28 protein-coding genes, 1 tRNA gene, 1 pseudogene and 1 riboswitch are annotated in these 26,414 nt (G+C 69.3%); of the genes and pseudogenes, 6 read left to right on the top strand and 24 right to left on the bottom strand.

Features of this window, described 5'->3' with window-relative positions; all coding sequences use genetic code 11:
* Positions 1-63: 63 nt before the first annotated feature.
* The 3 genes from HUT18_RS10420 (at position 64) to HUT18_RS10430 (ending at position 1,231) form a co-directional block, all read left to right on the top strand.
* Positions 64-567 (top strand): HNH endonuclease, encoded by a 504-nt coding sequence (locus HUT18_RS10420; protein ID WP_368661516.1) that lies wholly within the window; start codon positions 64-66, stop codon positions 565-567.
* Positions 564-1,088, top strand: a complete 525-nt coding sequence (locus HUT18_RS10425; protein WP_176099798.1) for an HNH endonuclease — start codon at positions 564-566, stop codon at positions 1,086-1,088. The genes HUT18_RS10420 and HUT18_RS10425 overlap by 4 nt, the downstream gene beginning before the upstream one ends.
* Before the next feature lie 58 nt (positions 1,089-1,146).
* Positions 1,147-1,231 (top strand) — tRNA-Leu (locus HUT18_RS10430).
* A gap of 51 nt (positions 1,232-1,282) precedes the next feature.
* On the opposite strand, the gene rdgB is transcribed toward HUT18_RS10430, so the two are convergent.
* From rdgB to clpS, 20 genes are all read right to left on the bottom strand, one after another.
* The gene (rdgB, locus tag HUT18_RS10435; protein WP_176099800.1) at positions 1,283-1,885 is read right to left on the bottom strand and encodes an RdgB/HAM1 family non-canonical purine NTP pyrophosphatase; all 603 of its coding nucleotides are present in this window, start codon (positions 1,883-1,885) and stop codon (positions 1,283-1,285) included.
* Between the two features lie 212 nt (positions 1,886-2,097).
* On the bottom strand, positions 2,098-2,493 hold the full coding sequence (locus HUT18_RS10440) for a hypothetical protein (protein ID WP_176099802.1): 396 nt from the start codon (positions 2,491-2,493) through the stop codon (positions 2,098-2,100).
* A 366-nt stretch (positions 2,494-2,859) separates the two neighbouring features.
* On the bottom strand, positions 2,860-3,594 hold the full coding sequence (gene rph, locus HUT18_RS10445) for a ribonuclease PH (RefSeq protein ID WP_176099804.1): 735 nt from the start codon (positions 3,592-3,594) through the stop codon (positions 2,860-2,862).
* A 120-nt stretch (positions 3,595-3,714) separates the two neighbouring features.
* On the bottom strand, positions 3,715-3,948 hold the full coding sequence (locus tag HUT18_RS10450) for a glucose PTS transporter subunit EIIB (RefSeq protein WP_176099806.1): 234 nt from the start codon (positions 3,946-3,948) through the stop codon (positions 3,715-3,717).
* A 208-nt stretch (positions 3,949-4,156) separates the two neighbouring features.
* On the bottom strand, positions 4,157-4,909 hold the full coding sequence (locus HUT18_RS10455) for an MBL fold metallo-hydrolase (RefSeq protein ID WP_176099808.1): 753 nt from the start codon (positions 4,907-4,909) through the stop codon (positions 4,157-4,159).
* A gap of 413 nt (positions 4,910-5,322) precedes the next feature.
* Positions 5,323-5,976, bottom strand: a complete 654-nt coding sequence (locus HUT18_RS10460; RefSeq protein ID WP_176099809.1) for a hypothetical protein — start codon at positions 5,974-5,976, stop codon at positions 5,323-5,325.
* On the bottom strand, positions 5,973-6,671 hold the full coding sequence (locus tag HUT18_RS10465; protein ID WP_176099811.1) for a hypothetical protein: 699 nt from the start codon (positions 6,669-6,671) through the stop codon (positions 5,973-5,975). The genes HUT18_RS10460 and HUT18_RS10465 overlap by 4 nt, the downstream gene beginning before the upstream one ends.
* Positions 6,668-7,156: a hypothetical protein gene (locus tag HUT18_RS10470; RefSeq protein ID WP_176099813.1), complete on the bottom strand. Its 489-nt coding sequence runs from the start codon at positions 7,154-7,156 to the stop codon at positions 6,668-6,670. The genes HUT18_RS10465 and HUT18_RS10470 overlap by 4 nt, the downstream gene beginning before the upstream one ends.
* The gene (locus HUT18_RS10475) at positions 7,134-8,444 is read right to left on the bottom strand and encodes a putative T7SS-secreted protein (protein ID WP_176099815.1); all 1,311 of its coding nucleotides are present in this window, start codon (positions 8,442-8,444) and stop codon (positions 7,134-7,136) included. Before HUT18_RS10475 ends, HUT18_RS10470 begins: the two co-directional genes overlap by 23 nt.
* Before the next feature lie 3 nt (positions 8,445-8,447).
* Positions 8,448-8,762, bottom strand: coding sequence for a hypothetical protein (locus HUT18_RS10480; RefSeq protein ID WP_176099816.1), 315 nt, complete (start codon positions 8,760-8,762; stop codon positions 8,448-8,450).
* A gap of 239 nt (positions 8,763-9,001) precedes the next feature.
* Positions 9,002-9,952: a PLP-dependent cysteine synthase family protein gene (locus tag HUT18_RS10485; protein WP_176099818.1), complete on the bottom strand. Its 951-nt coding sequence runs from the start codon at positions 9,950-9,952 to the stop codon at positions 9,002-9,004.
* 7 nt (positions 9,953-9,959) lie between these two features.
* On the bottom strand, positions 9,960-10,238 hold the full coding sequence (locus HUT18_RS10490; RefSeq protein ID WP_176099820.1) for a MoaD/ThiS family protein: 279 nt from the start codon (positions 10,236-10,238) through the stop codon (positions 9,960-9,962).
* Between the two features lie 147 nt (positions 10,239-10,385).
* Complete coding sequence (locus HUT18_RS34295) at positions 10,386-10,505, bottom strand: putative leader peptide (protein ID WP_368661517.1); 120 nt, start codon at positions 10,503-10,505, stop codon at positions 10,386-10,388.
* Positions 10,506-10,574: 69 nt separating this feature from the next.
* Complete coding sequence (locus HUT18_RS10495; protein WP_176099822.1) at positions 10,575-11,351, bottom strand: ABC transporter ATP-binding protein; 777 nt, start codon at positions 11,349-11,351, stop codon at positions 10,575-10,577.
* Positions 11,348-12,331 carry an iron ABC transporter permease gene (locus HUT18_RS10500; protein WP_254878971.1) on the bottom strand — a complete coding sequence of 328 codons (984 nt, stop codon included), beginning with the start codon at positions 12,329-12,331 and terminating at the stop codon, positions 11,348-11,350. The genes HUT18_RS10495 and HUT18_RS10500 overlap by 4 nt, the downstream gene beginning before the upstream one ends.
* 227 nt (positions 12,332-12,558) lie before the next feature.
* Positions 12,559-13,545, bottom strand: coding sequence for an ABC transporter substrate-binding protein (locus tag HUT18_RS10505; RefSeq protein ID WP_176099826.1), 987 nt, complete (start codon positions 13,543-13,545; stop codon positions 12,559-12,561).
* A gap of 35 nt (positions 13,546-13,580) precedes the next feature.
* Positions 13,581-13,700, bottom strand: a riboswitch (cobalamin riboswitch).
* A 38-nt stretch (positions 13,701-13,738) separates the two neighbouring features.
* Complete coding sequence (locus tag HUT18_RS10510; protein ID WP_176099828.1) at positions 13,739-14,161, bottom strand: Mov34/MPN/PAD-1 family protein; 423 nt, start codon at positions 14,159-14,161, stop codon at positions 13,739-13,741.
* A gap of 84 nt (positions 14,162-14,245) precedes the next feature.
* Entirely contained in the window at positions 14,246-15,712 is a 1,467-nt protein-coding gene (locus tag HUT18_RS10515; protein ID WP_176099830.1) for an amino acid permease, read from the bottom strand.
* A 510-nt stretch (positions 15,713-16,222) separates the two neighbouring features.
* Positions 16,223-16,870 (bottom strand): DUF2017 domain-containing protein, encoded by a 648-nt coding sequence (locus tag HUT18_RS10520; RefSeq protein WP_176099832.1) that lies wholly within the window; start codon positions 16,868-16,870, stop codon positions 16,223-16,225.
* 18 nt (positions 16,871-16,888) lie between these two features.
* Entirely contained in the window at positions 16,889-17,206 is a 318-nt protein-coding gene (clpS, locus tag HUT18_RS10525; RefSeq protein ID WP_176099833.1) for an ATP-dependent Clp protease adapter ClpS, read from the bottom strand.
* 181 nt (positions 17,207-17,387) lie between these two features.
* Here clpS and HUT18_RS10530 point away from each other — a divergent pair, with 181 nt between their 5' ends.
* Both HUT18_RS10530 and HUT18_RS10535 read left to right on the top strand, forming a co-directional pair.
* Positions 17,388-18,716 (top strand): nicotinate phosphoribosyltransferase, encoded by a 1,329-nt coding sequence (locus HUT18_RS10530; protein ID WP_176099835.1) that lies wholly within the window; start codon positions 17,388-17,390, stop codon positions 18,714-18,716.
* A gap of 320 nt (positions 18,717-19,036) precedes the next feature.
* Positions 19,037-19,621: an isochorismatase family protein gene (locus tag HUT18_RS10535; protein WP_176099837.1), complete on the top strand. Its 585-nt coding sequence runs from the start codon at positions 19,037-19,039 to the stop codon at positions 19,619-19,621.
* Positions 19,622-19,740: 119 nt separating this feature from the next.
* Here the strand turns inward: HUT18_RS10535 and HUT18_RS10540 are convergent.
* Positions 19,741-20,067 (bottom strand): annotated as a pseudogene (locus tag HUT18_RS10540) (hypothetical protein); the annotation flags it as partial.
* 256 nt (positions 20,068-20,323) lie between these two features.
* Entirely contained in the window at positions 20,324-22,753 is a 2,430-nt protein-coding gene (locus HUT18_RS10545) for an immune inhibitor A domain-containing protein (RefSeq protein ID WP_176099839.1), read from the bottom strand.
* A 464-nt stretch (positions 22,754-23,217) separates the two neighbouring features.
* Between HUT18_RS10545 and HUT18_RS10550 the strand changes: the two genes are divergently transcribed.
* Entirely contained in the window at positions 23,218-23,538 is a 321-nt protein-coding gene (locus tag HUT18_RS10550; RefSeq protein WP_176099841.1) for a hypothetical protein, read from the top strand.
* Positions 23,539-23,555: 17 nt separating this feature from the next.
* On the opposite strand, the gene HUT18_RS10555 is transcribed toward HUT18_RS10550, so the two are convergent.
* Both HUT18_RS10555 and HUT18_RS10560 read right to left on the bottom strand, forming a co-directional pair.
* Positions 23,556-24,323 carry an RDD family protein gene (locus HUT18_RS10555; protein ID WP_176099842.1) on the bottom strand — a complete coding sequence of 256 codons (768 nt, stop codon included), beginning with the start codon at positions 24,321-24,323 and terminating at the stop codon, positions 23,556-23,558.
* Between the two features lie 145 nt (positions 24,324-24,468).
* On the bottom strand, positions 24,469-26,250 hold the full coding sequence (locus HUT18_RS10560) for an RDD family protein (protein WP_176099844.1): 1,782 nt from the start codon (positions 26,248-26,250) through the stop codon (positions 24,469-24,471).
* Positions 26,251-26,414 lie beyond the last annotated feature (164 nt).

Genomic DNA, 26,414 nt, shown 5'->3' on the forward strand with positions numbered 1-26,414 from the left:
GACAACTGGGATGACGCGGTGAGGTTTTGCGGTGGGATACCGACACCGGGGAGCAAGGACTGCATGCGCCGCAGAATGGCCGCGGCAGGCATCAGCACCGCGCACTTCCGCAAGGGATGGGCGCGTCACACGGAGGAGAAACTGCGTGAGGCAGTAGCCGAGTCAACGTCCGTGAAGGGGGTCGTCAAGAAGCTGGGCATCAGCCCTGTCGGAGGAAACCAGGCGCATATCGGCCGTCGAATAGCGGCGCTCGGCATCGACACCTCGCACTTCATGCCCGGGACGCCCACCCGCCGCAAGTCTGCCGACCTGCTTTCCTTGCGCACGCCAGACCATGGTCGGACACCCGGCCAGCGGCTGAAGCCCAGAATGCTGGCGCTCGGCATCGCGGAAGTCTGTGCCTTCTGCGGGACCGGCCCCGAGTGGAACGGGAAGCCACTACGGCTGGAAGTCGACCACATCAACGGTGAGTGGTGGGACAACCGTAAAGAGAACTTGCGGCTCCTGTGCCCCAACTGCCATGCCGTGACGGACACTTACCGCGGCCGCAAGAGGTCGTCCGGATGAAGGGCATCGACACCCCGCAATCCCACAAGGCCCGGAAGCGCCAAAAGCTCTTACCTCGGGAGCCGTTGGCGAAAGCAGTCACCGACTCGACGAGCATCGCGGCCGTAGTTCGCCATCTCGGCCTCGTCGAGTCACAGTCGACAAGGCGCCAGGTCAAAGCATCCATCGAGGCACAAGGCCTGTGCACCGATCACTTCACGGGACAGGGGCACCGACGCGGAACCGTCTCGCCCACACGCAAGACGGCGGGCGAGATTCTTGTGAAGCTGGGGCCGAACTCCCCCAGAACCAAAACCCTCCAACTGCGACGTGCGCTCGACGATCGGGGCGTGGCCCACGAATGCGCCCTGTGCGGCTTGGGAGAGACATGGCAGGGTCGTCGGTTGGTGCTTGAAGTCGATCACGTCAACGGGGACCGGTGGGACAACAGGCTGGAGAACCTGCGCTACTTGTGCCCCTCTTGCCACAGTCAAACTGTCACCTTCAGCCGCCCACCGTCCCCTTCCCACGGGGGCACCTGACCACCGACGTCCCACCACCTCGCCCCCTGTCGAAGAGTTACCATGCCTGACAGCACACGCGGCCGTTGCTGAATTGGCATAAGCGGGCGTTTTAGGGGCGTCTGGGGTAATCCCCCGTGTGGGTTCGAGTCCCACCGGCCGCATCGGACAAGGTCCCGTCTCGCAGGAGACGGGACCTTATTCTTTTGCGCCTGCTACCCCACCAACTCCCCCACCACAGGCACCAACGCCCGGAACGCCTTCCCCCGATGGCTGATCGCGTTCTTCTCCTCGGGGGTCAGTTCCGCGCAGGTGCGGCTCTCGCCGTCCGGCTGGAGGATCGGGTCGTAGCCGAAGCCGTTGCTGCCGGAGGGTGCGGTGCGCAGGGTGCCGCGCAGGCGGCCCTCGACGACGCGTTCGGTGCCGTCGGGGAGGGCGAGGGCGGCGGCGCAGGCGAAGTGGGCGCCGCGGTGTTCGGCGGGTACGTCGGACAGTTGGGCGAGGAGCAGGTCGAGGTTGGCGCGGTCGTCGCCGTGGGTGCCGGACCAGCGGGCGGAGAAGATGCCGGGGGCGCCGCCGAGGACGTCGACGCACAGGCCGGAGTCGTCGGCGACGGCGGGCAGGCCGGTGGCGCGGGCGAGGGCGTGCGCTTTGAGGAGGGAGTTCTCGGCGAAGGTGACGCCGGTTTCCTTGACGTCGGGGAGGTCCGGGTAGGCGTCGGCGCCGACGAGTTCGTGGGGGAGTCCGGCGTGCGCGAGGATCGCCCTGAGTTCGGTGATCTTTCCGGTGTTGCGGGTGGCGAGGATCAGGCGGGTCATGGGGCCAGTATCGGGGGCGGCGGGGCGGGCGGGGCTCCGGGGCTCCGCCCTGTCCGTGTCCGCCGCCGCGTCCGCTGCCTTCGCCATGTGCGCGGCCCTCGCCGCGTCCGCTGCCCTCGCTGTGTCTGCGGCCCCCACCGCGTCCGCTGCCCGCTGTGTCTGCGGCCCCGCCGCGCCCGTGGCCCTCGCCGCTCCCCCGCGTCCGCCTGCTGTTACGGGGTGCAGACCTTGGTGAGTTCGCCTGCCGCGTCGGTGACGGGGCTGATGTCGGGGGTCTCGTCGCCGTTCTTGATGGCGGTGCGGACGTTGCCGACGGCTTCGTTCAGGTCGTCGACGGCCTTGTTGACGTCGCTGTCGTCCGTCTTGTCGCCGATCTCGTCGAGGTTCTTCTCGATGTCGTCGAGGGCCTGGTCGGCCTTCAGCGGGTCGTTGGCCGCGGTCTCGACCGCCTGCTGGAGGTCGGTGACGCTGTCGGCTATGGCGTCGGCGGTCTGGACGCAGTCCAGGGCCTTGTCGAGCGCACTGCAACCGACCGCTGCGGGTGTCAGCAGTGCGACGCTCGCGAAGACGACGGTGGCGATAACGGTGCGGCTACGGCGCGTGGCCATGTCGGCGGTCCCTCCCAGGTAACGGACGCGGGCGCCGCACTGGCCGCGTGCGCTCGCATCTGTAGAAACGCGCCACGGCTCTTCTTGGTTGCCTTTTTACTGTTGTGGTTTTGCTGTGCGGAGGCTTTGTGGGCGCGCGGGGAGCGTGTTCTCCCGGGTTGCACCTATTGGTTCCCCGGGTCGGCGCTTCGTCGGCGGTTCCGTGGTTCGGCCGGGCTTGCCGTCCGCCGGGTCTGCCGCCGTGTGTGGCAGACCCGGCGGACGGCAAGCCCGGGCCGGGGGCCGGGACTTGAAAGTGAGTCACCACCTGAACCAGGACCTGAACCGGGACCTGAAGCAGGCCATGAACCAGGACCTGGACCTGGCCTAGGACCGGGTCCGGGCGAGGGCTTCGTTCTGGAAGGCGGCGAGTTCGGCGCAGCCGGTGACGGCGAGGTCGAGCATGGCGTTGAGTTCGTCGCGGGCGAAGGGTTCGGCTTCGGCGGTGCCCTGGATTTCGACGAAGCGGCCGTCGCCGGTGCAGACGACGTTCATGTCGGTTTCGGCGCGGACGTCTTCCTCGTAACACAGGTCGAGGAGTGGGGTCTTGTCGACGATGCCGACGCTGATGGCGCTGACGGTGTCGGTGAGGGGCTTGCGTCCGGCCTTGATGAGTTTCTGGCTCTGGGCCCAGGCGACGGCGTCGGCGAGGGCGACGTAGGAGCCGGTGATGGCGGCGGTGCGGGTGCCGCCGTCGGCTTGGAGGACGTCGCAGTCGAGGACGATGGTGTTCTCGCCGAGTGCCTTGTAGTCGATGACGGCGCGCAGGGAGCGGCCGATCAGGCGGCTGATCTCGTGGGTGCGGCCGCCGATCTTGCCGCGGACGGATTCGCGGTCGCCGCGGGTGTTGGTGGAGCGGGGGAGCATCGCGTATTCGGCGGTGACCCAGCCTTCGCCGCTGCCTTTGCGCCAGCGGGGTACGCCTTCGGTGACGGAGGCGGTGCAGAGGACTTTGGTGTCGCCGAAGGAGACGAGGACGGAGCCTTCGGCGTGCTTGCTCCAGCCACGTTCGATGGTGACGGGGCGCAGTTGGTCGGGGGTTCGGCCGTCGATGCGGGTCATGGAAGGGAGCGTATCCGTCGTGCGGGGTGTGGTTTTACGCCGCCTGTGGGTGGGCCCCGCCGCGGTGGGGGCGGGGCCCGTCTCATGGGCTTGTGGCGTACGTGCTGCTGCTCTCGGTGCTCACATCATGTCTTCGATGTCGGCTGCGACCCGGTCGGCGTCGCTGCCGACGACGATCTGTACGGCGTCGCCCATGACGACGACGCCGTGCGCGCCTGCCGCCTTGAGGGCGGCGTCGTCGACGTTCTCCCGGTGTTCGACCTCGGCGCGTACGCGGGTCACGCAGCCCTCGACCTCGACGATGTTGTCGAGTCCGCCCAGTCCGGCGACGATCTTCTCTGCCTTGGTGGCCATGGTGTGCTCCGACCGTTCGGGGGCCCGCCTCACGGGGTCCGTTTTGTCACGGTAACCCAGGGTTGGCACCGGTCACATCTCGCCGCTTGCTCTCGGGCCCCCGGTCGTCTGCCGCCTGCCGTCTGCCGTCTGCCACCTGTTGTCTGACGTCTGCCGCCGGTTGTCTGCCGCCCGTCGTCTGCCGTCTGTTGTCCGTCGCCGCTTCCGGTCAGATTTCGTACGTGGCGCCGGGGGCCGCGAGTTCGGTGGGTCCGGCGAAGGCGGCGCGGGCGTCGGCGAGGTTGACGGCGGGGTCGGTCCACGGCGGGATGTGGGTCAGGACGAGTCGGCCGACCTGGGCGCGTTCGGCGCTCTGGCCCGCTTCGCGCCCGTTGAGGTGGAGGTCGGGCACGTTCTCCTTGCCGTGGGTGAAGGCGGCCTCGCACAGGAACAGGTCGCTGCCGTGAGCGAGTTCGTCGAGTTCGGGGGCCACTCCTGTGTCGCCGGAGTAGGTGAGCGAGCGGCCGTTGTGTTCGAGCCGGATGGCGTACGCCTCGACGGGGTGTCGTACCCGTTCGGTGCGTACGGAGAAGGGGCCGATCTCGAAGGCGCCGGGTTTGACGGTGTGGAAGTCGAAGACCTCGCTCATGGAGGAGGCGCTGGGGGTGTCGGCGTAGGCGGTGGTCAGTCGCTGTTCGGTGCCTTCGGGGCCGTAGACAGGGATGGCCGGGCAGCGGCCTCCGTCGTGGCGGTAGTAGCGCGCGACGAAGTACGCGCACATGTCGATGCAGTGGTCGGCGTGCAGATGGCTGAGGAAGATCGCGTCGAGGTCGTAGAGACCGCAGTGGCGCTGCAGCTCGCCGAGGGCACCGTTGCCCAGGTCGAGGAGCAGCCGGAAGCCGTCGGCCTCTACGAGGTAGCTCGAGCAGGCCGATTCCGCGGACGGGAAGGACCCCGAGCAGCCGACGACGGTGAGCTTCATGGGAGCTGGAACCTCCGCGCTGACGTGGGGACGAGGGGGGTCGTGCGGTCCGTCGAGGGTAAGTCGATCGGCTCGGGGTGGCTCCACCGTGGGTCGCCGTTGTGGGAGAACTCACCTGAGCTGTCACCGGTTCGGATGGCGCGCGGATAGGTGTGCGGGTGTTGTGGGGGGCTGGGGCGGAGTCCCGGGGCGAGGTCTCGGGGGGCTCGGGGGTGTGGTCGTCCGGTACGCGCCGAGGGTGCACCTCCTGTGTGGAGGTGCACCCTCGGTGTGCGATGCGATGTGATGCGAGTGGACGTGACCCGTGACCCGTGACCCAGGCGTGGCTTCAGGCCCAGAGCTGCCCGTGCAGGGTGTCGATGGCGTTTCGGTTTTCGGGGGACGTCAGGCGCGGCACGCATGATCGCCCAGGATCATGAGGCCGTCCAGGTATCCGCTTCCTCATCCGGGCTCATCCGGATGGTGCGGGCGAACTCATCGATGTCGTCGAGAGCTCGCAGGATCCGGCCGGCGTCGGGATCGGCCAGGATGACCAGGACGTCCGCGGCTTCCGTGCCCTTCTCGTAGCGCCAGGCGTAGCGGAGGCCGACGTGCACCTCGTTGCTGTCTTCGTCCTGGTAGTAGCGCAGTACGCGCAGGCCGGTTCCCAGGTGCGGGGAGTCGAAGTCCTCGACGATGGGGGGCTCGACGGTGTAGCCGGCGTCGGCGTGGGTCAGCTCCCGCAGTGCCGTTTTCCGGTCCTCACCCTCTTCGATCTCCACGAGGTCGACGTACGCGGGGAGCGGGATCTCGCGTGGGTGCGGGAGATGGAGGAAGACCTCGAAGTCCGGATAGGCCGCGGGGGCTCTGATTGCGTACATCAACAGGATGTCGGTCAGCAGTTCGACTTCGCCCGGTTTCGGCTTCTCCGGCGCGAAATCTTCCCAGAGCCCCTCGGCGAAGTAGCGCGCCCACGCCTCGGGCGTTTGCGCCTCCTCGACGTCCTCCAGTCCCGGTTCCGGCCACATGAGCGGGATGCGGATCCAAGGGGACAGTTCCATGGCGTGCTTGACGTTGAGCCAGCTCACTCATAACTCCATTTGAACGTGCCGACCACCGCGTCGAACAACTCGACCAGCACGTCGGTGAATTCACTGTCGATATCGCCGTCACCCGGTGTGGAGAAGTTGATGCTGATCCAGCGCCCGGGATCGTCGGGCACGGGGATCACATAGTCGACTCGCCGCGTCGGCAGGGCGACCTGCTGCACGGCTTGGGGGGCGGAGGCCAGCTTCTCCTCGTCAGGGGTGGAGCGGTAGTCGCGGCGGAGTGCGGGGGCTCCTGCCACGTGGACCTCTGCCGCTGTTCCGCCGGGGACGTCTTCGTTGGCCAGTTCAGCGAGCACGGCCTGCTGAGGAACGGCCTGCTGAGGAATGCCATTGGCTTGGCCGATCGGCATCTCGGCGACGATGAACGAGGCCATGAGGAAGATTCCCCCGCGTGGGAGCACCGGAAGGTAGAGGTCGAGGCCACCGTTTCTTCTGGCGGCACGGGCCTGCTTCTCCAACTGGCGACGCATGTCCAGCCGGAAGCGCATCGCGTCGTCCTTGGGAATGCCCTCCGGGACTTGCCCCATGTGCGAGAAGAGGACCTTCTCGAGTGCTTCCTTCGTACCCTGGCGCAGAGGGATACGGACCCAGCCGGGTGGCAGGACGAGTTCGTAGCGGCCGGGAACGGTTACTTCGGCGGGGGGTGTTTGCTGCTCTGCATCGGAGGTGCTCATGCGCGGGCCCGCTTCTTGAGTTGCCAGTCGGCCACCAGGATCGTCAGGCAGGAGAGCACCGAAATCACGCCCAGCCAGCTATAGCCGATGGTCCCGATAATGTTCCAGACCAGGTACAAGACGGCAACCAACTTGATCGTCTGCGAGAAGTTGGCACCTATCCGCGGGTCACGGATGAGTTCTCGGTTCCTGAAGAAAAGGATCAGCATCAGCACTGGCGCGATCATCATCGGCCACGCTACATAATGATAGTTGAGCCACTCCATTCCGCCGTGCTTGCTCCCGATATCCTGGAAGGCCAAGCAAAGAATGGGCACCAGTGTGCACGCGGCAAGGAACCTCATGGCTCGTGATTCCTGCGCACTTCTCGCCGGGATTGTCGCCACTATCTCCGCTCCCTCGGATTCTGCTTCGACTTTCGCCGCATCCAGTTGATGCCGATCGATTCGCACTCCGAAGTGATCACCAGCGGCTCCCGACTTCACGCGTCAGGACATCCTTGGCATCACCGTACTTATCCTTGTATGGACCCTTTTCCGCAAGTTTGTCACCCACGTCGACCAGGGTGGCGGCGCCGTAGTTCACTTTGAACTTCAGTGCGGCCTTACTCACCGCATCGGCCGCCTGCACCACATCGGGATCCCCATCGAACTCGGCGCGCATGGCCTTGGCGAACTTGGTTGCGCTGACGACCTCCCCATCCCCGCCGAGCAGACGTTCCAGTCGTCCGGCCCCAGGCCGTGTTTCCCTCGACCCGATCCCGCGCAGCGCATTCTTCGCCCGCGCTGCTTTCGCGCCGCGGGCCGAGTCGGGGCCGTATCGCGTGATGTTCCTGTCGAGCAGCTTGCGCAGATTCGCGTACCGCTGGAATCGTTTTGCCCTGCTTGCGGTCTTGAGCGCTGCCGTCGCGGCCTTCACGCCTTTCATCGCGATGCTGCCGAATCCGAGTGTCGCCAGCGCGAAGACGTCCATCGCGACATCCGTCCAGTTCCCGTCACCGGAGAGGGCGAGCAGTGTGTGCCCGACGCCGGCGAGCGCTGTGAAACTGATGGCGGTCACCGTGATGAGGGTCGCCACCCATCCGACTGGCGTGAAGAGGAGAGCGATGGCCCCGATGATGGTCGCTGCCAAACTCAGGGCCTCAACGATGCTCTTGATCGCACCCGCGTGCTCGTGCACCCAGTCCTTGAAGTTCTCCCACCGGCTGTCCTTGATGATGTCGGAGATGTCGTCGCCGATGTTCTCGGCGTAGTGCTTGGCGCGGGAGTCGCGGTCGGAGATGACCTGGTTGAGCTGCTTGCGGTACGGGGCCAGGTGACTGTCGGGGTCGGAATCCTCCGGAGCCTTCTTGTCCTCGTCCTTCTTGTCTCCGTCCTTCTTGGCCTCGGCTTCCTTTTTCCGCTCCTCGGCAGCGTGTTCCTCGTCGGCCTGCTTCGCGGCTCGGAGGACGCCGTCGGCGCGATCCTGGAAGCCGTCCAGCTCGTTGGCCCAGTTTCCGAGGTCGCCGACCACACGTTCGTAGCGGGCCGCAGTCTCACGGAAGTGCTTTTCGAGGTCGCCGGACTTTTCGCGGATCTTGTCGGCGTACTTGCCCTGCAGCGCGTCACCGTCGGCCGCCGAGCGCAGGATGACGGCCTGCGCGCGGAGGGTCGTGGCGAGGTTCTTCATCCTGGTGACCTCGTCGCGGATGTCCTCCGGGTCGCCGGGGACCGGGTCCTTCTCCGCCAGCGGATGCCAGTCGACCGGTCGGCGCCTGCCCTTACCCGCCCCCATCGGTTATTTCCCCCCGCCCTTGCCGCGCTTCTTCTTGCCCGCGTTCGTGAGATCGAGGTCGAGCTTCTCAAAGGTCTTGAGCGAGGTCTGCACTTGGTTGCCCAAGTCCACGACATTTTCGAGGAGTTCGCGCCGATAGTTGTCCCAGTTGCTGACGAAGTCGCTCATCTTGTCTTCGATGCTGCTATGACCCCAGATGTCCTGGATGTCGGTACGGTGTTTTTCCATACCTTCGAGGGCTTTTTTGATGTCCTTCAGATTCTTCGTCGACGACTCCAAAAGTATGTAGTCGACTACCAGGCGCTCGTGTTCCCCCATGGGCACCTCCGTTTGCACTTTTCAGATGGTCAACACGCTCCCGTAGGGCCAAACCACTGCAGTACACCATGCGGCGCCGAGCCAGAACCGGGCGGCCGGAAGGAACAAGACAACTCGAAATCACGTCGGCGAACGACTTCGGCCTCCAGGACCCGGTCGGGGTCCTGAAGGCCGAAGTGCCGTACGGGTGCCGCCCGGCAGAGGTGCGTGGGGCGGCACTGTGTGGTGGTGCGGAGTGTTCAGGCCCAGAGCTGCCCGTGCAGGGTCTCGATGGCCTCTTCGGTGGTGGCGGCGGTGTAGACGCCGGTGGAGAGGTACTTCCAGCCGCCGTCGGCGACGACGAAGACGATGTCCGCGTTCTCGCCCGCGGCGAGGGCCTTCTTGCCGACGCCGATGGCGGCGTGCAGGGCGGCGCCGGTGGAGACGCCCGCGAAAATGCCTTCCTGCTGGAGGAGTTCGCGGGTGCGGGTGACCGCGTCGGCGGAGCCCACCGAGTAGCGGGTGGTGAGTACGGAGGCGTCGTAGAGCTCGGGTACGAAGCCCTCGTCGAGGTTGCGGAGGCCGTAGACGAGGTCGTCGTAGCGCGGCTCGGCGGCGACGATCCTCACGTTCGGCTTGTGTTCGCGGAGGTAGCGGCCGACGCCCATCAGGGTGCCGGTGGTGCCGAGTCCGGCCACGAAGTGGGTGACCGAGGGCAGGTCGGCGAGGATTTCGGGGCCGGTGCCGGCGTAGTGGGCGCCCGCGTTGTCGGGGTTTCCGTACTGGTAGAGCATGATCCAGTCCGGGTGTTCGGCGGCGAGTTCCTTGGCGACGCGTACGGCCGTGTTGGAGCCGCCCGCGGCGGGGCTGGAGATGATCTCGGCGCCCCACATGGCGAGCAGGTCGCGGCGTTCCTGGCTGGTGTTCTCGGGCATGACGCAGACGATGCGGTAGCCCTTGAGTTTGGCGGCCATGGCCAGGGAGATGCCGGTGTTGCCGCTGGTGGGTTCGAGGATGGTGCAGCCGGGGGTGAGGCGTCCGTCCTTCTCGGCCTGCTCGATCATGTGCAGCGCGGGCCGGTCCTTGATGGAGCCGGTGGGGTTGCGGTCCTCCAGCTTGGCCCAGACGCGGACGGTGTCGGAGGGCGACAGCCGCGGCAGGCGTACCAGGGGGGTGTTGCCTACCGCGGCGAGCGGGCTGTCATAGCGCATCGCGAAATCAGCGCATTCCCCCGGCGACCGCCGGGAGGATCGTGACGTTGTCGCCGTCGGTGAGCTTGGTGTTGATGCCGTCGAGGAAGCGGACGTCCTCGTCGTTGAGGTAGACGTTGACGAAGCGGCGCAGCTGGTCGCCGTCGACGATGCGCTCCTGGATGCCGGTGTGGCGGGCTTCCAGGTCGGCGAAGAGCTCGGCGAGGGTGCTCCCGTTGCCCTCCACCGCCTTGGCGCCGTCGGTGTAGGTGCGGAGGATGGTCGGGATGCGGACCTCGATGGCCATGGCGTTGGGCTCCTTCGGGGAGGTTCGTCGGTGAGGCGCGCGGCGGCCCCGGTCGGGTTCCTGGCGGTGCGCGGTGAGCGCGTTGCGGCTGCGTGGCCCTTGGCCGTTCGGCGGCGGGCGACAGGCGTCAGTCGTGACAGGCGTCGGTCAGTCGTGACGGGTGGCGCTGCGACAGATGGCGCTGGCGAGCCTGCACAGATCGACGTGGAGGCGCGCCACAAGCAGCAGGCTGCTCGGGGGCTGTTCGCTCACGTCGTGGAAAACCATGGGCTCATCGTATCGATTCCCGGTCCGGGTTCCGGAATGTGATCTCGCATCCTGGACGGATTCTGTTCGTCAGACGGGACCGGGCAGGTAGGTGACGGTGGGAGCGCCGGTGGTCGGGTGGACGGCGACCTCGGCACGGACACCGTAGACCTTGGCGAGGAGGTCGGGTGTGAGGACCTCTTCCGGTGGGCCGGAGGCGATGACTTTTCCCTGGTCGAGGACGTGGAGGCGGTCGCAGAAGTACGCGGCGAGGTTGAGGTCGTGCAGGGCGAGCAGGCTGGTGGTGGCCAGGGTGCGGACCAGGTGGAGGACGTCCAGCTGGTACCGGATGTCGAGATGGTTGGTCGGTTCGTCCAGGACGAGCAGTGCCGGGTCCTGGACGAGGGTGCGGGCGACGAGGACGCGCTGGCGTTCGCCGCCGGACAGTTGCGCGAAGGGCCGGTCGGCGAGGTGGGCGGCGCCGACCCGGTCGAGGGCCTCGGTGACGCGTGCGGCGTCGGCGGCGGTGTCGGCCTCCCAGAAGCGTTTGTGCGGGGAGCGGCCCATGGCGACGATCTGCCGGACGGCGAAGTCCCCGCCGCCGTGGCCGTCCTGGGGTACGGCGGCGATGCTGCGGGCCCGTTCGCGTACGGGGGTGGCGGTGAGCTCCCGCCCGTCGAGGAGGATTTCGCCGCCGGTCGGGGTCAGGGTGCCGTAGACGCAGCGCAGCAAGGTGGACTTGCCGCTGCCGTTGGGGCCGACCAGGCCGACGGTCTCGCCGGGTGCGGCGTCGAGGTCGACGCCGTCGAGGAGGGTGGCGCCGTCCGTGGTGAAGCGCAGGGAACGGATGGCGAGGCGGGCGGTCACAGCAGGGTCACCTCCGGGCGACGGCGCATCAGCCACAGCAGGAAGGGGCCGCCGATGAGGGCGGTGAGCACGCCGACGGGGATGTCCTGGGGTGCGGCCACCGTGCGTGCGCCGAGGTCGGCGAGGACCAGGGCGAGCGCGCCGCCGAGCGCCGCGACGGGCAGCAGGGCGCGGTGCCCGGCGCCGACGACGAGCCGGGCGGCGTGCGGAACCATCAGGCCGATGAAGCCGACGGCGCCGCTGACCGCCACCATGACCGCGGTGAGCAGCGAGGACAGGACGAACACGGCGCCGCGGAACCGGCTGGTGTCCAGGCCGAGCACGGTGGCGTCCTCCTCGCCGAGGGCCATCAGGTCCAGGGGCCTTGCGAGCAGCAGCAGGACGAGGGTGCCGAGGACGACGACCACCGAGGGCAGCAGCAGGGTGTCCCAGCGGGCGCTGCCGAGTCCGCCGAGCGTCCAGTGCATGGCCTCCTGGAAGTGCTCGGGCCGGGCGGCGAGCACCAGGATCAGCGTGGTCAGCGCGGACAGGATGTACGAGACGGCGACCCCGGCGAGTACGAGCCGGGTCCCGGTGAGGGTGCCGCCGCGCCGCGCGAGACCGTAGACGAGGGCCAGGGCGAGCAGCGCACCGGCGAAGGCGGCGGCGGGCATGGCGACAGTGGTGGTGATGCCGCCGCCGATGCCGAGGACCATCACCAGTACGGCACCGGCGCTCGCGCCCGAGGAGATGCCGAGCAGGAACGGGTCGGCGAGCGGGTTGCGCACCAGGGCCTGGAGCACGGTGCCGACGACGGCGAGACCCGCGCCCACCACGACGGCCAGCACCGTGCGTGGCAGCCGCACCTCGCGCACGATCGTGCGCCGCGGGCTGGGTTCGGCGCCGGGGGCGAGGGCGCCCAGGACCTCGCCGGTCGGTATGTGCACGGAGCCGAGGGCGAGGGCGGCGAGGATCGCGGCGGCCAGCGCGGCGGTGAGCAGGGTGAGGACGAGGGTGTAGCGGAGGGGGCCGGGGGTGGGGCCCGCGGGTCTCCGGCGGGTGGACTTGCCGGGCGGTGGTGGACCGGGCTTGCCACCCGCCGGTGAAGTGGCTTTGCCGGGCGCCGAGTTCGCCGTGTGGTGCTCCCGGCCGGACGCTTGGTCCCATGTACCGCCCGCAAGACCCGTCACCGCATCCCCCGTACCGCGCCCCCCGTCGGACGCCACGCTCATCGCCCGTTCGCCGGGTGGAGCTGTGCGGCGAGGCGGGCGATGGCGTCGGGGGCGCGGACGCCGAGGACGGTGTCCGACAGGGGCATGACGGCGAAGCGCTTGTTCTTGATCGCCGGGACGTCCTTGAGGGCGGGGTCGTTCAGGAGGCGCTTCTTCTTCTGTTCGACGCTCACCGAGCCGTAGTCGTAGATGACGATCGTCTCGGGGCGCCGTTCCACGACCTGTTCCCAGGAGGCGTCGCCGAAGGACTTGTCGAGGTCGGCGAAGACGTTGCGGCCCCCGGCGCGGGTGATGATCTCGTTGCCGATGCCCTTGCCGCCCGCGGTGAAGGCGGTCTTGTCGCCGCTGTCGTAGACGAAGACGGAGACGGGGCGGGTGTCCTTGGTGTGTTTCGCGGCGGCGGCGACGGTGGCGCGGGCCCGCTCGGTCCAGCGCTTGGCCCGGTCCGGGACGCCGAAGGTGCGGGCGACCTCGTCGACTTCGCGGTACAGGTCGTCCAGTCCGGCCGCGCCGTTGGTGCAGTTCTCGGTGTTGAGGCGGGTGTCGATGCCGGACTTCTGCAGGTCGTCGCGGGCCCGGCCGTCCTTGGCGGCGAAGGCGCTGGCGTAGCCGCCGTAGACGAAGTCGGGGTCGGCGGCGAGGAGTTGCTCCTTGCCGGGGTACTCCTTGGCGAGTACCGGGACCTTCTTGTACGCGGCGCGGTAGGCGGGCGCGATCTTGTCGTCGAGGTAGGCGGTGCCCGCCATCGACTTCTCCAGGCCGAGGGCCAGCATGATCTCGGTGACGTGCTGGTTCATGGTGACGGCCCGCTCGGGGGGCGCCTCGAAGGTGGTGCGTACGCCGCAGTTGGTGACGGTGTACGGGAAGCCGGGCTGCCGGGCCCGGTCGTCGCCGTCCCCGGAGCCGGAGTCGGAGCAGCCGCCGAGTGCGGCGGGGAGCAGAAGGGCAGCGGTGAGCGCGAGGGCGCGCGGGCGCCGGGCCATGGGGGCCTCCTCCAGGGGATCCGCGTCCCCTGCGTAAGTGGAAGAAGGCGGCAGGTCAGTTCCTGGCTTCCCCGCGGGGCGGGGTCACAGTGGCGGGACCGTGCCGGACTCGCACCGGCTTCCTGGGCCTGCCGCCCTGGGTCGCTGCTCAGTATGCCCGCCACCCCTCGGCGTGCCCCCGGCGCTCCCCTCTTCAGTACGCGGTGACGACCTTCACCTCTTCCTCGGTGATCTCGCCCTCGACGATCCGGAAGGAGCGGAACTGGAAGTCGCCGAGGCCGTCGGTGTCGGCGGTGGAGACCAGGACGTAGTGGGCGCCGGGCTCGTTCGCGTACGAGATGTCGGTACGGGAGGGGTAGGCCTCGGTCGAGGTGTGCGAGTGGTAGATGATCACGGGCTCTTCGTCCCGGTCGTCCATCTCGCGGTAGAGCTTGAGCAGGTCGCCGGAGTCGAACTCGTAGAAGGTGGGCGAGCGGGCGGCGTTGAGCATGGGTACGAAGCGCTCGGGGCGGCCGGTGCCCTCCGGTCCGGCGACGACGCCGCAGGCCTCGTCGGGGTGGTCCTTGCGGGCGTGTTCCACGATCTGGTCGTACAGGGCCTGGGTGAGGGTCAGCATGCCGCCCAGAATATGCGGGTGGGCCACCCCGTATCGATGGTCGATACGGGGTGGCCCACATGCTGGAACGGGTGAGGCGGAACCTCAGTCGCGGGAGCCGGCCTCGGCCTTCTGGGCGGTCCGCTGGAAGGCGGTGCCCTGCGGGTTGCGGGAGCGCAGGACCAGGTACGACAGGAGCATGATCGCGCCCCAGATCGGCGCGCAGTACAGCGAGATGCGCGAGTCCTTGTCGATGCCCATCATCACGATGACCATCGCGATGAAGGCCAGCGCGAACCAGCTGGTCCACGGGGCGCCCGGCGCCCGGAACTCGGAGGCGGGCAGTTCGCCGCGGTCGGCCTTGGCGCGGTAGCGGAGCTGGCAGATCAGGATCATGATCCAGGCCCACATACCGGAGATGGTGGCGAAGGAGACGACGTAGTCGAAGGCCTTGCCGGGCCACTGGTAGTTGATCCAGACGCCGACCATCATCAGGGCCGCCGAGAAGGTGGTGCCGATCAGCGGGGTGCCGGCCTTGGTCAGGCGCGTGAACAGCTTCGGGCCCTGGCCGTTGAGCGCGAGGCCGCGCAGCATCCGGCCGGTGGAGTACATACCGGAGTTGCAGGAGGAGAGCGCGGCCGTGAGGACCACGAAGTTCACGATGCCCGCGCCCGCGGCGAGGCCCATCTTGTCGAAGGCGGCCACGAACGGTGAGACGCCCGGCTGGAAGTGGGTCCACGGCACGACCGAGAGGATCATGATCAGGGCGCCGAGGTAGAAGACGGCGATGCGCCACGGCACGGTGTTGATCGCCTTGGGCAGGGTCTTCTTCGGGTCCTTGGACTCGCCCGCGGTGACGCCGACCAGTTCGACGGCGAGGAAGGCGAACATCACGATCTGCAGGGTCATCAGGGTGCCGCCGAGGCCCTTGGGGAAGAACCCGCCCTCGGACCACAGCAGGCTCATGCTCGCGCTGTCCCCGGCGTCGGAGAAGCCGATGGTGAGGATGCCGGCGCAGATGAGGATCATGCCGATGATCGCGGTGACCTTGACCATCGAGAACCAGAACTCCAGCTCACCGAAGAGCTTCACGGAGATGAGGTTGGCGCCGTAGAGGATGAGGGTGAAGATCAGTGCCGAGACCCATTGCGGGATGTCGAACCAGTACGTCATGTACTCGGCCGCCGCGGTGACCTCGGTGATACCGGTGACGACCCAGAAGAGCCAGTACGTCCAGCCGGTGACATAGCCCGCGAAGGGGCCGACGAATTCACGCGCGTAGTCCGCGAAGGAGCCGGACACCGGGCGGTACATGAGGAGTTCGCCCAGGGCGCGCATGATGAAGAAGATCACCAGGCCCGCGATGGCGTACGCGAGGATCAGGCTGGGGCCGGCCTTCGAGATGGCCTTGCCCGCGCCGAGGAACAGGCCGGTGCCGATGGCACCGCCGATCGCGATCATCTGGATCTGCCGGGCTCCGAGCCCGCGCTGGTAGCCCTCGCCGTCCGGGGCGTGGGGTGCTCCGGCGGCTGCCGTGCCGTCGTGCTGTTTGTCGACCCGCGCTGAGGTCATCGTTTCGAGCGCCTTTCTCCATTGCCCGATCCGCGCCGAGTCAAGGCCACGGAATCGGATCCCGATCCCCCCGGATACTGATGGAGTGCCACCGGCGGTCGGCCGGTCGGAGTGCCGGCGGCGGAACAGGGGTGGCGTCCCGTCGGCGGTCGTGAAGATGTATCACGAGTGTTGCGGGCGCTTGAAGAGCCGCATGTGGCGCGCGTCACAGTACGAAAGGGACAGGCGCGCCCGATCGCCGCAAAGTATGCGCATGAGTGACACGATCGTTATCCGGACTTGAGCGTCCGCTGAGCGAACACATTCCGGACACGATGGACGGGACGGACACCCCGGACACGGACAGTCCGGACATGGGCCGCCCGGAGGCGGGCGGCCCGGACGCGATCGGCGGTCCGGTGGCACGCGAGGCGCCTTCCCCTGCGGCGCGCGACGAACCGGGGACTTCCGGCCAAACCGGTGCCCGGCAGCGAGAGCCCCGGGAGTCCCCAGGAGTCCCCCGGCCGACCGTCAGGGCAGCAGCGTGCCGACCAAGGTCTCCTGGAGGTCGCCGAGCCAGAGGTAGGCCAGCACCATCGGCTTGCGCGGGTCGGTGTCGGGCAGCCGGTACAGGAGGTCGGCGTCCTCCTCGTCGACGATGTCGAGCCGGGAGCCGATGGCGAGGCGCAGGTCGTTGAGCGTACGGAGCCACTGCTGGGACTGCTCGGGCAGGAGCTCCAGCGGGACCTCGCGGTCGGCGTCACCGGGTTCGGCGCCCTCGCGGGACAGGCTGAGCGAGTCCAGGCTCCGGATCACCGCGAGGGCGTCCTCGCGTTTGCGCGCGCGCAGATCGTTCTCGGTGAAGCGGCGGAACTCGGCGGAGCGACCGCGGCGCTCCTCCTCGTCGGCGGCGGTGACGGCCGGGCCCGTCTCGTCGGCCGAGCCCTCGGGGCCGCTGTAGGCGTCGGGGAAGAGGCGTTTGAGTACGGGGTCGGCGGGCGGCTCGCTGGGGCCCTCGGCGAAGAGTTCGTCGAGCGGGTCGGCGGCCTCGCCCTCGCCGGGTCCGGGCCCGATGAGTTCGAGGAGCTGGACGGACAGCGAGCGGATGATCGAGATCTCGACCTCGTCCAGCGCGACGGCTGCCCCGCCGTCGGGGAGCGATTCGAAGTGTCCTGACATGGAGGCGAGTGACTCCGTCTACTTTCTGTCCTGCTGGAGGGTGGCCCACAAACCGTATCCGTGCAGCGCCTGCACGTCGCGCTCCATCTCCTCGCGGCTCCCGCTGGAGACGACCGCGCGCCCCTTGTGGTGCACGTCCAGCATGAGCTTGGTGGCCTTGTCCTTGGAGTAGCCGAAGTAGGCCTGGAACACGTAGGTCACATAGCTCATGAGGTTGACCGGGTCGTTGTGCACGATCGTGACCCAGGGCAGGTCGGGTTCGGGAACGGCGAAGGTCTCCTCCGCCTCCTCGGTACGTTCGGTTTCCATCGGTGCGGGAGCGGTCACATCGACCATGCTGCCACCTGAGGTGCCCCGGCGCACAAACGGCCCGGCTGTGCGCCGACCGAGAAATCGTCAAACTGACGAGATGGGGGTAGCATCCACTCCGTACCGTGAAACCGGGGCCGCTCCGCGCGAGCCGTTCCCCGGCCGCGACCGGGGGCGCCCCGTGCGTTCCCGCGAGGAGAGGCAGAAAGTGCACCCTGTGGATCTGGGGCTGCCGGTCGAGGTCCCCTCGACCGCGCTCTTCACCGACCAGTACGAACTCACCATGCTGCAGGCCGCCCTCAAGTCCGGCACCGCACACCGGCGCTCGGTCTTCGAGACGTTCACCCGGCGGCTACCCGAGGGCCGTCGCTACGGAGTGGTCGCGGGCACCGGACGGGTCCTGGACGCCGTGGAGAACTTCCGCTTCGACGAGGACCTCCTCGGCTTCCTGCGCGAGCGCGCCGTGGTGGACGCCGACACCCTGGACTGGCTCGCCGGTTACCGCTTCAGCGGCGACATCTGGGGCTACCCGGAGGGCGAGGTCTACTTCCCCGGCTCCCCGCTGCTGCGGGTGGAGGGCTCCTTCGCCGAGTGCGTGCTCCTGGAGACGGTGATCCTGTCGATCCTCAACCACGACTCGGCGATCGCCGCCGCGGCCTCCCGGATGTCCTCGGCCGCGGGCGGGCGCCCGCTGATCGAGATGGGCGCCCGCCGCACCCACGAGCTGGCCGCGGTCGCCTCCTCGCGCGCCGCCTACGTCGGCGGTTTCGCCAGCACCTCGGACCTGGCCGCCGGGTTCCGCTACGACATCCCCACCGTCGGTACCTCCGCGCACGCCTTCACCCTGCTGCACGACAGCGAACGCGACGCCTTCCGCGCCCAGGTCGACTCGCTCGGCCGGGGCACCACGCTCCTGGTCGACACCTACGACGTGGCCGAGGCGGTCCGTACCGCCGTGGAGATCGCGGGCACCGACCTCGGCGCCGTCCGTATCGACTCCGGCGACCTGCTGCTCGTGGCGCACCGGGTGCGTCAGCAGCTCGACGAACTGGGCGCGCGGAACACGAAGATCACGGTCACCTCGGACCTCGACGAGTACGCGATCGCCTCGCTGGCCGCGGCGCCGGTGGACGCGTACGGCGTGGGCACCCAGCTGGTCACCGGCTCCGGGCACCCGACCTGCTCGATGGTCTACAAGCTCGTGGCGCGCGCCGGCTCGGCCGACCCCGCGGCCGAGCTCGTGCCGGTCGCGAAGAAGTCGCTGGGCGGCAAGACCTCCATCGGCGGCCGCAAGTGGGCCGCCCGGCGCCTGGACGCCGAGGGCGTGGCCGAGGCCGAGGTGATCGGCACCGGCGAGGTGCCCGCCGACCTCGCGGGCCGCCAGCTGCTCGTCCCGTTGGTCAAGGGCGGCGAGGTGATCGCCCGCGAACCGCTCGACGCGGCCCGCGACCGCCACCGCGCCGCACGCGCCGGACTGCCGCTCTCGGCGACCCAGCTCTCGCGCGGCGAGCCGGTCCTCCCGACCGTCTACGTGTGAGGGCGGCCCGATGCGTGCGTACGCGATGCCTGCCTACGCGGTACGTGGGAGCGCGCCCGGACGCGTGCGTACGGGCGGCCCCGCCGCGAGAGCCGTGGCCGGTGGGACGGCTGCGGCGGGGGTGCGGGACGGGCGGGCGGAGGTCGCCGGGCGGGGCATGAATGACCGGGGAGCGGGAATGCAGCTTCAACGGACATCTCCCGCGTCCGGCGGACGGGCACCGACTCCCGCCGCGCCGCCGCGGCTTCTAGGCTCGGCCCCACCGGCCCCCGCCGACGCCGCCCACCCCACAATTCCGTGACTGCCGAAGGACACCGACCATGCGCCGCGCCCTGATCGTCGTAGATGTGCAGAACGATTTCTGCGAGGGAGGCTCGCTCGCGGTGGCGGGCGGCGCCGATGTCGCGGCGGCGATCACCGAACTGGTCGCCCAGGCCCCCGCGGGCTACCGGCACGTCGTCGCCACCCGGGACAACCACATCGCGCCGGGCGCGCACTTCTCCGACCGGCCCGACTTCCGCGACAGCTGGCCCGCGCACTGCGTGGCCGGGACCGAGGGCGTCGGCTTCCACCCGAACTTCGCGCCCGCCGTCGCCTCCGGCGGCATCGACGCGGTCTTCGACAAGGGCGCCTACCAGGCCGCCTACAGCGGTTTCGAGGGCGCCGACGAGAACGGCACCGCGCTGGCCGACTGGCTGCGCGAGCGGGAGATCACCGAGGTCGACGTGGTGGGCATCGCCACCGATCACTGCGTACGGGCCACCGCGCTGGACGCGGCCCGTGCGGGCTTCCGTACCCATGTGCTGCTGGATCTGACCGCCGGGGTCGCCGAGGACAGCACCGAGCGGGCGCTTCAGGACATGCGCGAGGCGGGCGTGGAGCTGTCCGGGAAGCCGGTGGTCTGAGTCCAGGGCGTGGGCAGCGCGCCGGGTACCCACTCGTGCGGCGCGGCCGGGAGCAGGCCCTCCACGGGGGGCCTGAGGCCGGTCGCGGCCTCGGCCGCGGGCCACAGCCTCGGCGCGGGCAGCAGGGCCCGGATCGGGTGCCACAGCTCCGCGTCGCCGCCCGCCGAGGCTCGCCATATCAGGCCGTCGGGGTGGTGCAGCACCGCGGTGATCTCGTCGCCGGTCGGCGGCTGGGCGTTGCCGCGCAGGTAGACCGCGCGCAGCCCGAGGTTGCGCAGCCGGGTCAGCGCCCGGGCCCGGTTCACGGCGTGCACCAGTACCCGTACGGTGCCTGTCGCGCCGCCGGTCACCTTGCCCGCGGGGGTGGAGCGGCCTGCCGGATCCGGCAGGGTCAGCGCCACGACCACCCGCCCGTCGGGCAGCTTGCAGAAACCGCCTGCGGCCATGCCTGTCACACCCCCGTGAGACATCCATCGGTGGGAAACCTGTCGGACGCAGCTAAGCACGACCGGCCGCCGCCCTCCAAGGGGCGGCGGCCGATCATGCGGTGACCTGCGCAAACGCTGTTCGGGCGGGAAAGATCACCGGAAGAGTCTGTCATTTCCGGCCATCCGGGCCGGTTTTCTCAGCAATGAGTGACCCGGGCCGCACGCTGGGTGAGGCCCGGGTCACGGGGTTACTACGGGGGTTACCGCGGGGCTACTACTTCGCCGGAGCGACCTTGACCGTCACGGTCGAGCCGTCCTTGCCCCAGCCGGCGATCTTGATCTGCGTGTTGGTGTCGGGCACCTTCACGCTGCCGGTCGGGTTGTCCTTGAACCAGTAGGTCCCGGTGCGGTCGTTGAAGACCGAGTTGCCCTTCAGCGCCGGGAGCTTCACCGCAACGTCCTTGCTGTGCAGGGTGAACGCGTCCGTCCGCGCCGTGGTGAAGGTCGAGTCGAAGGTCTGGATCTTGTTGACCATGACCTTGCCGTCCTTCCACTTGAGCGCCTTCGGGTGGGCGTCGACGGGAAGGATCAGACCGGTGCCCGGGTGGACGCTGGTGTTGTTGTCCTTCTGCGAGCTGTCCCACAGCCAGACGAGCAGGCCGTTCTGGTACGGGTAGTGCTCCACCCAGTTGGGACGGGACTCGCGCCAGCCGAAGTTGTACGGGCCGACCTTGAGGGTCTTGTCGTACGAGACGTACTGACGGTTCTCGGCGATGTAGTACTGCTCGTAGTCCTTGGTGAAGGACTCACCGATGCGCGAGAAGCCGTTGACGGTCCAGCCGTTGTCGTCGCCCTCGGCGTTGTCGCTGAACAGCGCCTTGCCGTCGGCGTTCACGACGATCTCGTCCGCCGCGAAGCCCTTGCCGCCGGCGCCGCCGTCGGTGTTGTAGCGGAAGCGGAGGTCGATCTTCTTGCCGGCGTACTCGTCCAGCGGGAAGACGAGCTTCTTGTACGTCTTGGAGACGTCGGTCAGGGCCGGACGGTCGGCGCCGTCCTTCGTTATCTCCTTGCCGTCCGCGGTGCCGTTGAGCGGCGTGAACTGCTTGCCGCCGTCGGTGGACACCTCGGTGTAGAGGTAGTCGTAGCCCTTCTCGATGTCCCACCAGCCGTTGAGCGTCAGCTCGGCCTTCTGCTTGCCGGTGAGGTCGACGCTGCGGCTCAGGGTGTTCTTGAGGTTGTCACCCTGGTTGCTCCACCACTGCTTGCTGCCCTCGGTGGGCTTGACCACCGTGGTGGTGACCTTCTTCTTGGGCAGTTCGACGAGCAGCGCCTGCGGGTTCTTCGTGTTGTACTCCGAAACACCCAGCTTGTGCGTCGACTTGGTGGCCGCCTTGCCCTTGGTGTACTTCAGCCAGCCGAGCTGGAGCTTGTCCCAGGAGGTCATGTCGCCCGGCAGGTCGCCGATCGACTCCTTGCCGGTGCCCAGCCACGAACCGGCCGACATCAGCGACCAGAAGCCCACCGAGTTGTCGCCGCCACCGGTGGTGTCGTAGTGGTCCGGCAGACCGAGGTCGTGACCGTACTCGTGGGCGAAGACGCCGAGGCCGCCGTTCTCCGGCTGCATCGTGTAGTCGCCGACCCAGATACCGGTGTCGCCGATCTGGGTGCCGCCCGCCTTGTTGTTGGCGGGACCGGTGTGACCGGCCTCGTCGCCGTAGGCGTACCAGCGGTGCGCCCACAGCGCGTGCTCGCCCTGAGCGCCGCCACCCGCGGACTCGTCCTCACCGGCGTGCACGATCTGGAAGTGGTCGATGTAGCCGTCGGACTCGTTGAAGTTGCCGTCGCTGTCGAAGTCGTAGCGGTCCCAGGCGTCGTACTTGGCCAGGGTCTGCTTGATCTCGGCGTCGGTCTTGCCCTGTTCCTTCTGGTCGGCGACCCAGGCGGTCACGCCGTCCTTGACCGTGTCCCAGACGTTGGGGCAGTTGTGGTCACCGCAGTAGTTGGAGCCGTAGCGGCCCTCGTTCCACGGCACCTTGACCCAGTCGGAGACCTCGCCCTCGACCGAGTAACGACCGGAGGAGGTCCGCTCGTAGTAGGTCTTCAGGGACTCCTTCTTCTTGCCGTCGGAGTCCTTGCCCTCACCGAAGTAGAGGTCCTGGAAGTGCTCCCGGTTGAAGTCCTTCTTCCAGGCGGTGCTGTTGTCGTCCTTGCGGTCCGGCTCGGCGATCTGGTTGCGCGCCGGGCCCGGGTCGCCGCCGTACTTGGTCACCGGCGGCTTGGGGCCGTCGCCGTCCGGGTCGAAGGTCGACTCCTTGTCCACCTTGTCGCCGAACTCGACCAGGATGGTGAAGATCTTGTCCGTCTTCTCGCGGCCGAGTTCGACGTACTTCTTGTTGTCGAGCTTCACCACGTTGGAGGCGCCGCGCTTCTCCACCTTGGCTTCGCCCGACAGGACCTGCTCCAGGGCCGCCTTGCGCTGGGCGTCGGCCTTCTTGGTGAACGGGCCCGCCAGGTTGTGCTCGGGCACCTCGTGCCCGTGCTTGTCCAGTTCGGCGCCCGGAGCCGGGTCGTGCCGCTCGACCGACTGCGGCCGGTCCTCGGTCTCGCCCGCCTGTGCCGAGTTGGCGACCGCGAGACCTGCGGTGGCCGCCGCCAGTGCGACGGCCACCGCGGTGGCTCTGAAAGTACGTTTCCTGCTGGTCACTTGAGGTGATCCTCCCCCGCGCCCACGCTGTGCGGTATTGGGGGGTCCTCGGGGTGGTGGACTACCGCGCGCGGCATACGCGTCTTAAGTGAGCGACATTCGACAGGAGTTCTCACAGAAAAAACAGATCTTGACTTGAACAGGCCAAGTGCACTATGCGACCCGAAGCCCCCGTTATACGAACAACTTCGGTCGCATCCGGCCGTTTCCCAACGGAAGCCGGACGCGGGGCGGGATGCGGGCAACAGGCGCGCCCGGCCGTCCACTTGATGGAACGGGTGAACCCGTGCGCCCCCCGTGCACCACCGCCGAGGTAAGGGCACGCTTACCGCTGGGGAGGCACGGGCATGCCAGAGCGGGGACGCCCGTCGGCCGGTGTCCCGGTGCGCCACCCCCGCACCACACCCCCTCCCCCGCGGCCGGAACTCACGGGGGCGCCCCCTTATTTCAGGACGGACAACGCCATGGCCCGACCGAGTGCCGTGCAGCTCCTGACCGGCTCGACCACCGTCGTCGCCACCACCCTCGCGGTGCTCCTCGCGACCGGGGCCGACTCGCCCCTCGCGGTCACCGCCACCGCCCTTGGCGCCCTGGCCCTCGGCCTGTTGGTCGCGGTGCGCCTGGCACCGGCCGCCCCCGGCCCGGCCGCCACCACCTCCCCGGCTCGCAGCGACGCCGCCCCGGCCCCAACAGCGACGTACGCGGTACCCGAGCGGGTCCGCGTACGTGCTGAAGTGCGTGCTGATGTGCGTGCTGATGTGCGTGCCGAAGTGCCGCGCCGCTAGGCCGTGTCCGCAAGGCTCTAGGGAACGCTGACCACCACCGTCTTGGCCGCCTTGTCGTGCAGGCCCTGCTTGTAGGGCTTGTCGAAGAAGCTCCAGCCGCCGCAGATGATCGTCCACACGCAGGCGCAGCAGAAGGCGAACGGGATCCACAGCACGGCCGCGCGCAGCAGCGAGGTCTGCATGGACGGGGTCGAGCCGTTCTCCAGGTTGGCCACGCGCTGCTTCATCAGCCGCTTGCCCAGGGTCTGTCCCGTCTTGGCGATCAGCAGTGTGTCGTACGCGATGTAGAGCACGGCCGCGATCAGCGACTGCCCGAAGGACTCGCCGTACTCGACCTTGTCCGGGTCGACGTCGTAGGAGCCGACCGAGAAGAGCCAGCCGATCAGCAGGACCACCGCGCCCACGATGATCATGTCGATCAGGCGGGCCAGCACCCGCTTGCCGGAGTCGGCAAGGGGCGGCATGCCCGCGAGCGGATCGCCGCCCGGCCCGCCGCCGTAGGGGCCGCCGCTGCCGTAGGGGTCCTGGCCGCCGGGACCGTAGGGTCCCCCACCACCACCGCCGTAGCCGCCCTGGCCACCGTTGTCGTAGGGGCCTCCGCCTCCCGACGGAGGCGGATCACCGTACGGCGAACCGCCCCCGGAACCGCCCGAGGAGGGCGGGGTGCTGAACGGCGTGCCGCCCTGCGGGGAGTCGTAGGGCGACGCACCACCCGGGGAAGGCTTGCGGAACGGGTCGTCTTCCGGCGGGTGGCCGGAGTTTCCCTGCGGCGGTTCATTGCTCATGGCCCGAGTCGAACGCGAACCCCGCCCGGGCGCATCCGGCGCGGGGCCAAGCGGGGTACCCGGCGACCGGCCCCGTGGCCTACGGAGCGGGCGGCCCCGTGGCGGGATTCCGTGTCCCGCCCTTCGCCTCCCGCCCCTTCGTCGCTCAGCCCGCGACGAACGTACGCGCCGCCTTGTCGTGCCAGCACTGGCGCCACGGGCGGTCGAACACGCACCACGCCAGGCCGATCACACCGATCACCAGGAGAGAGGGCACCGTGTGCGCCAGCCATCGCCGTACCGAGGCGCCGAAGCGCGGCGGCTCGTGGCCCTCGATGTCGCGTACGTCCAGACCGCACAGCTTCTTGCCCAGCGTGCGGCCCCACTTGGCGGTGGGCAGGGCCTCGTAGAGGAGACCGGTGAGGAACAGGACGGCGAGGACGACGGCGAGGCTGACCGAGGTGGTGCCGTCGAGCAGCCAGACCGTCACGGTCTCGCCGGAGAGCTTGGCCTCGTCGATCTTGTCGTTGATGTGGTCGAGCGCCTGGGTGCCGAGCGGGACCGCGGCCAGCGCCGTGACCCCGCCGACCACCACGGTGTCGATCAGCCGCGCGAGCAGCCGCTTGCCGAGCGCCGCGGGCCGCCCGGCGGCCTGCGCCTGCGCGGCGGCCAGGAACGGGTCCTCCACCGGCGGCTTCCACGGCACCACCGGCGGCTCCGACTCGGCGCCGCCCTGCCCGCCCTGCTGATGCGGCCACCCGGCGGCCGGTCCGGGGAAGGACGCCTGGCCGGGGGCCTGGCCCGGTGCGGAGCCGAGGGGCTGGCCGGGTACGTGGCCCGAGGTCTGACCCGGTACGGAGCCCGGGATCTGGCCGGGGGCGGGCTGCTGGGCGGCCGGGGCGGAGGCGTTCGGGGCCGAGGGGTTCGAGGCCGAGGGGTTGGCCGTGTGCGCGGTGTTGGAGGCGGCGGCGTCGGGGGCGGTGGGCTTCGGCAGCCGGATCGCCATCGTGCCCTCGTTGGCGCTCGGCGAGCGCCCCTCGCGTGCGGCGGCACCGCCACGCGCACCCGAACCTGCCTTCTGCGCACCGGAGTTGGCGCCAGTGCTCTGAGATCCGGAGCCCTGGGATCCAGGGGCCTGCGTACCCGCGCCCTGGGAGCCGCTGCCCCAGGCCTGTCCCGCGGCGGGAGCCGTACCGCCGCCGGACACGGCGCCGGAGTCGGAGTCGCCACGGCCGGGAATCTCCGGGCGGCGGAACATCACGGTGCCCTCAAGGGCGGGCGCGCCGTCCGAACCCGCGCTCGGCAGCTCCGGGCGACGTGCGCCGGGCTTGATGGCACGCATGGTGACCGTGCCGTCGCTGCGTACGTCGCCGTCGCCGGAGCCGGACGGGCCGCCGGGGGCCTGCCCCGTGGCGGGCGAACCCGCGCCACCGGCACCACCGGCACCACCGGTTCCGCGCGGATCGGCGACCGGAGCGGCGGAGCCCTGCGGCGCACCGGCACCAGCCGAAGTACCCCAGCCGACACGGGAGTCCTGCGCACCACCGAACCCGGCCTGACGGGTGGGGTCGGCACCCCACGAACCGCCCGCCGCGTTCGTCGTGTTCGCGGAGTTCGCCGTGTTCGCGGAGTTCGCCGCGTACGAGGCGCCGCTCTCCCCCGCCTCGCCCGTGCCCTGTTGCGGGAGGGCGCCGGTGGCCGGGCCGTTCTGCTGGCGGGCGGCGGCGGAGGGGTCCTCGTCGAAGAAGAGGGGGCCCGTCTCCTGTGCCGCGGGTACGCCCGCGCCGGGCGGGGCGGGCAGCGGGGTGCCGTCGGTGGGCGCCGGACGGCTGGTACCCGGAACCCAGGAGACACCGTTCCAGTACCGGACATATCCGGGAATGGAGGGGTCCGGGTAGTAACCCTCGCGGGGCCGTTCGTCGCCGGAGGCCGGTGTGGGGGCGCTCATGTCCGTCGTCCCGTATCTGCTCGGGGGTCTGCGTGAGGGTCCACATCTATCAGACCCGCGCGCATGAGCGGGCGCCCGTACGCGCGATGCCCACGATCCGGGCAACCGCCGTGTCCGCGCGGGCAGTCGGGCCGGTGCGTCCGCCCGGCGCGAGAAGCCGGAAA

It is taken from the genome of Streptomyces sp. NA04227, from assembly GCF_013364195.1.
In the GTDB taxonomy this organism is placed as follows: domain Bacteria; phylum Actinomycetota; class Actinomycetes; order Streptomycetales; family Streptomycetaceae; genus Streptomyces.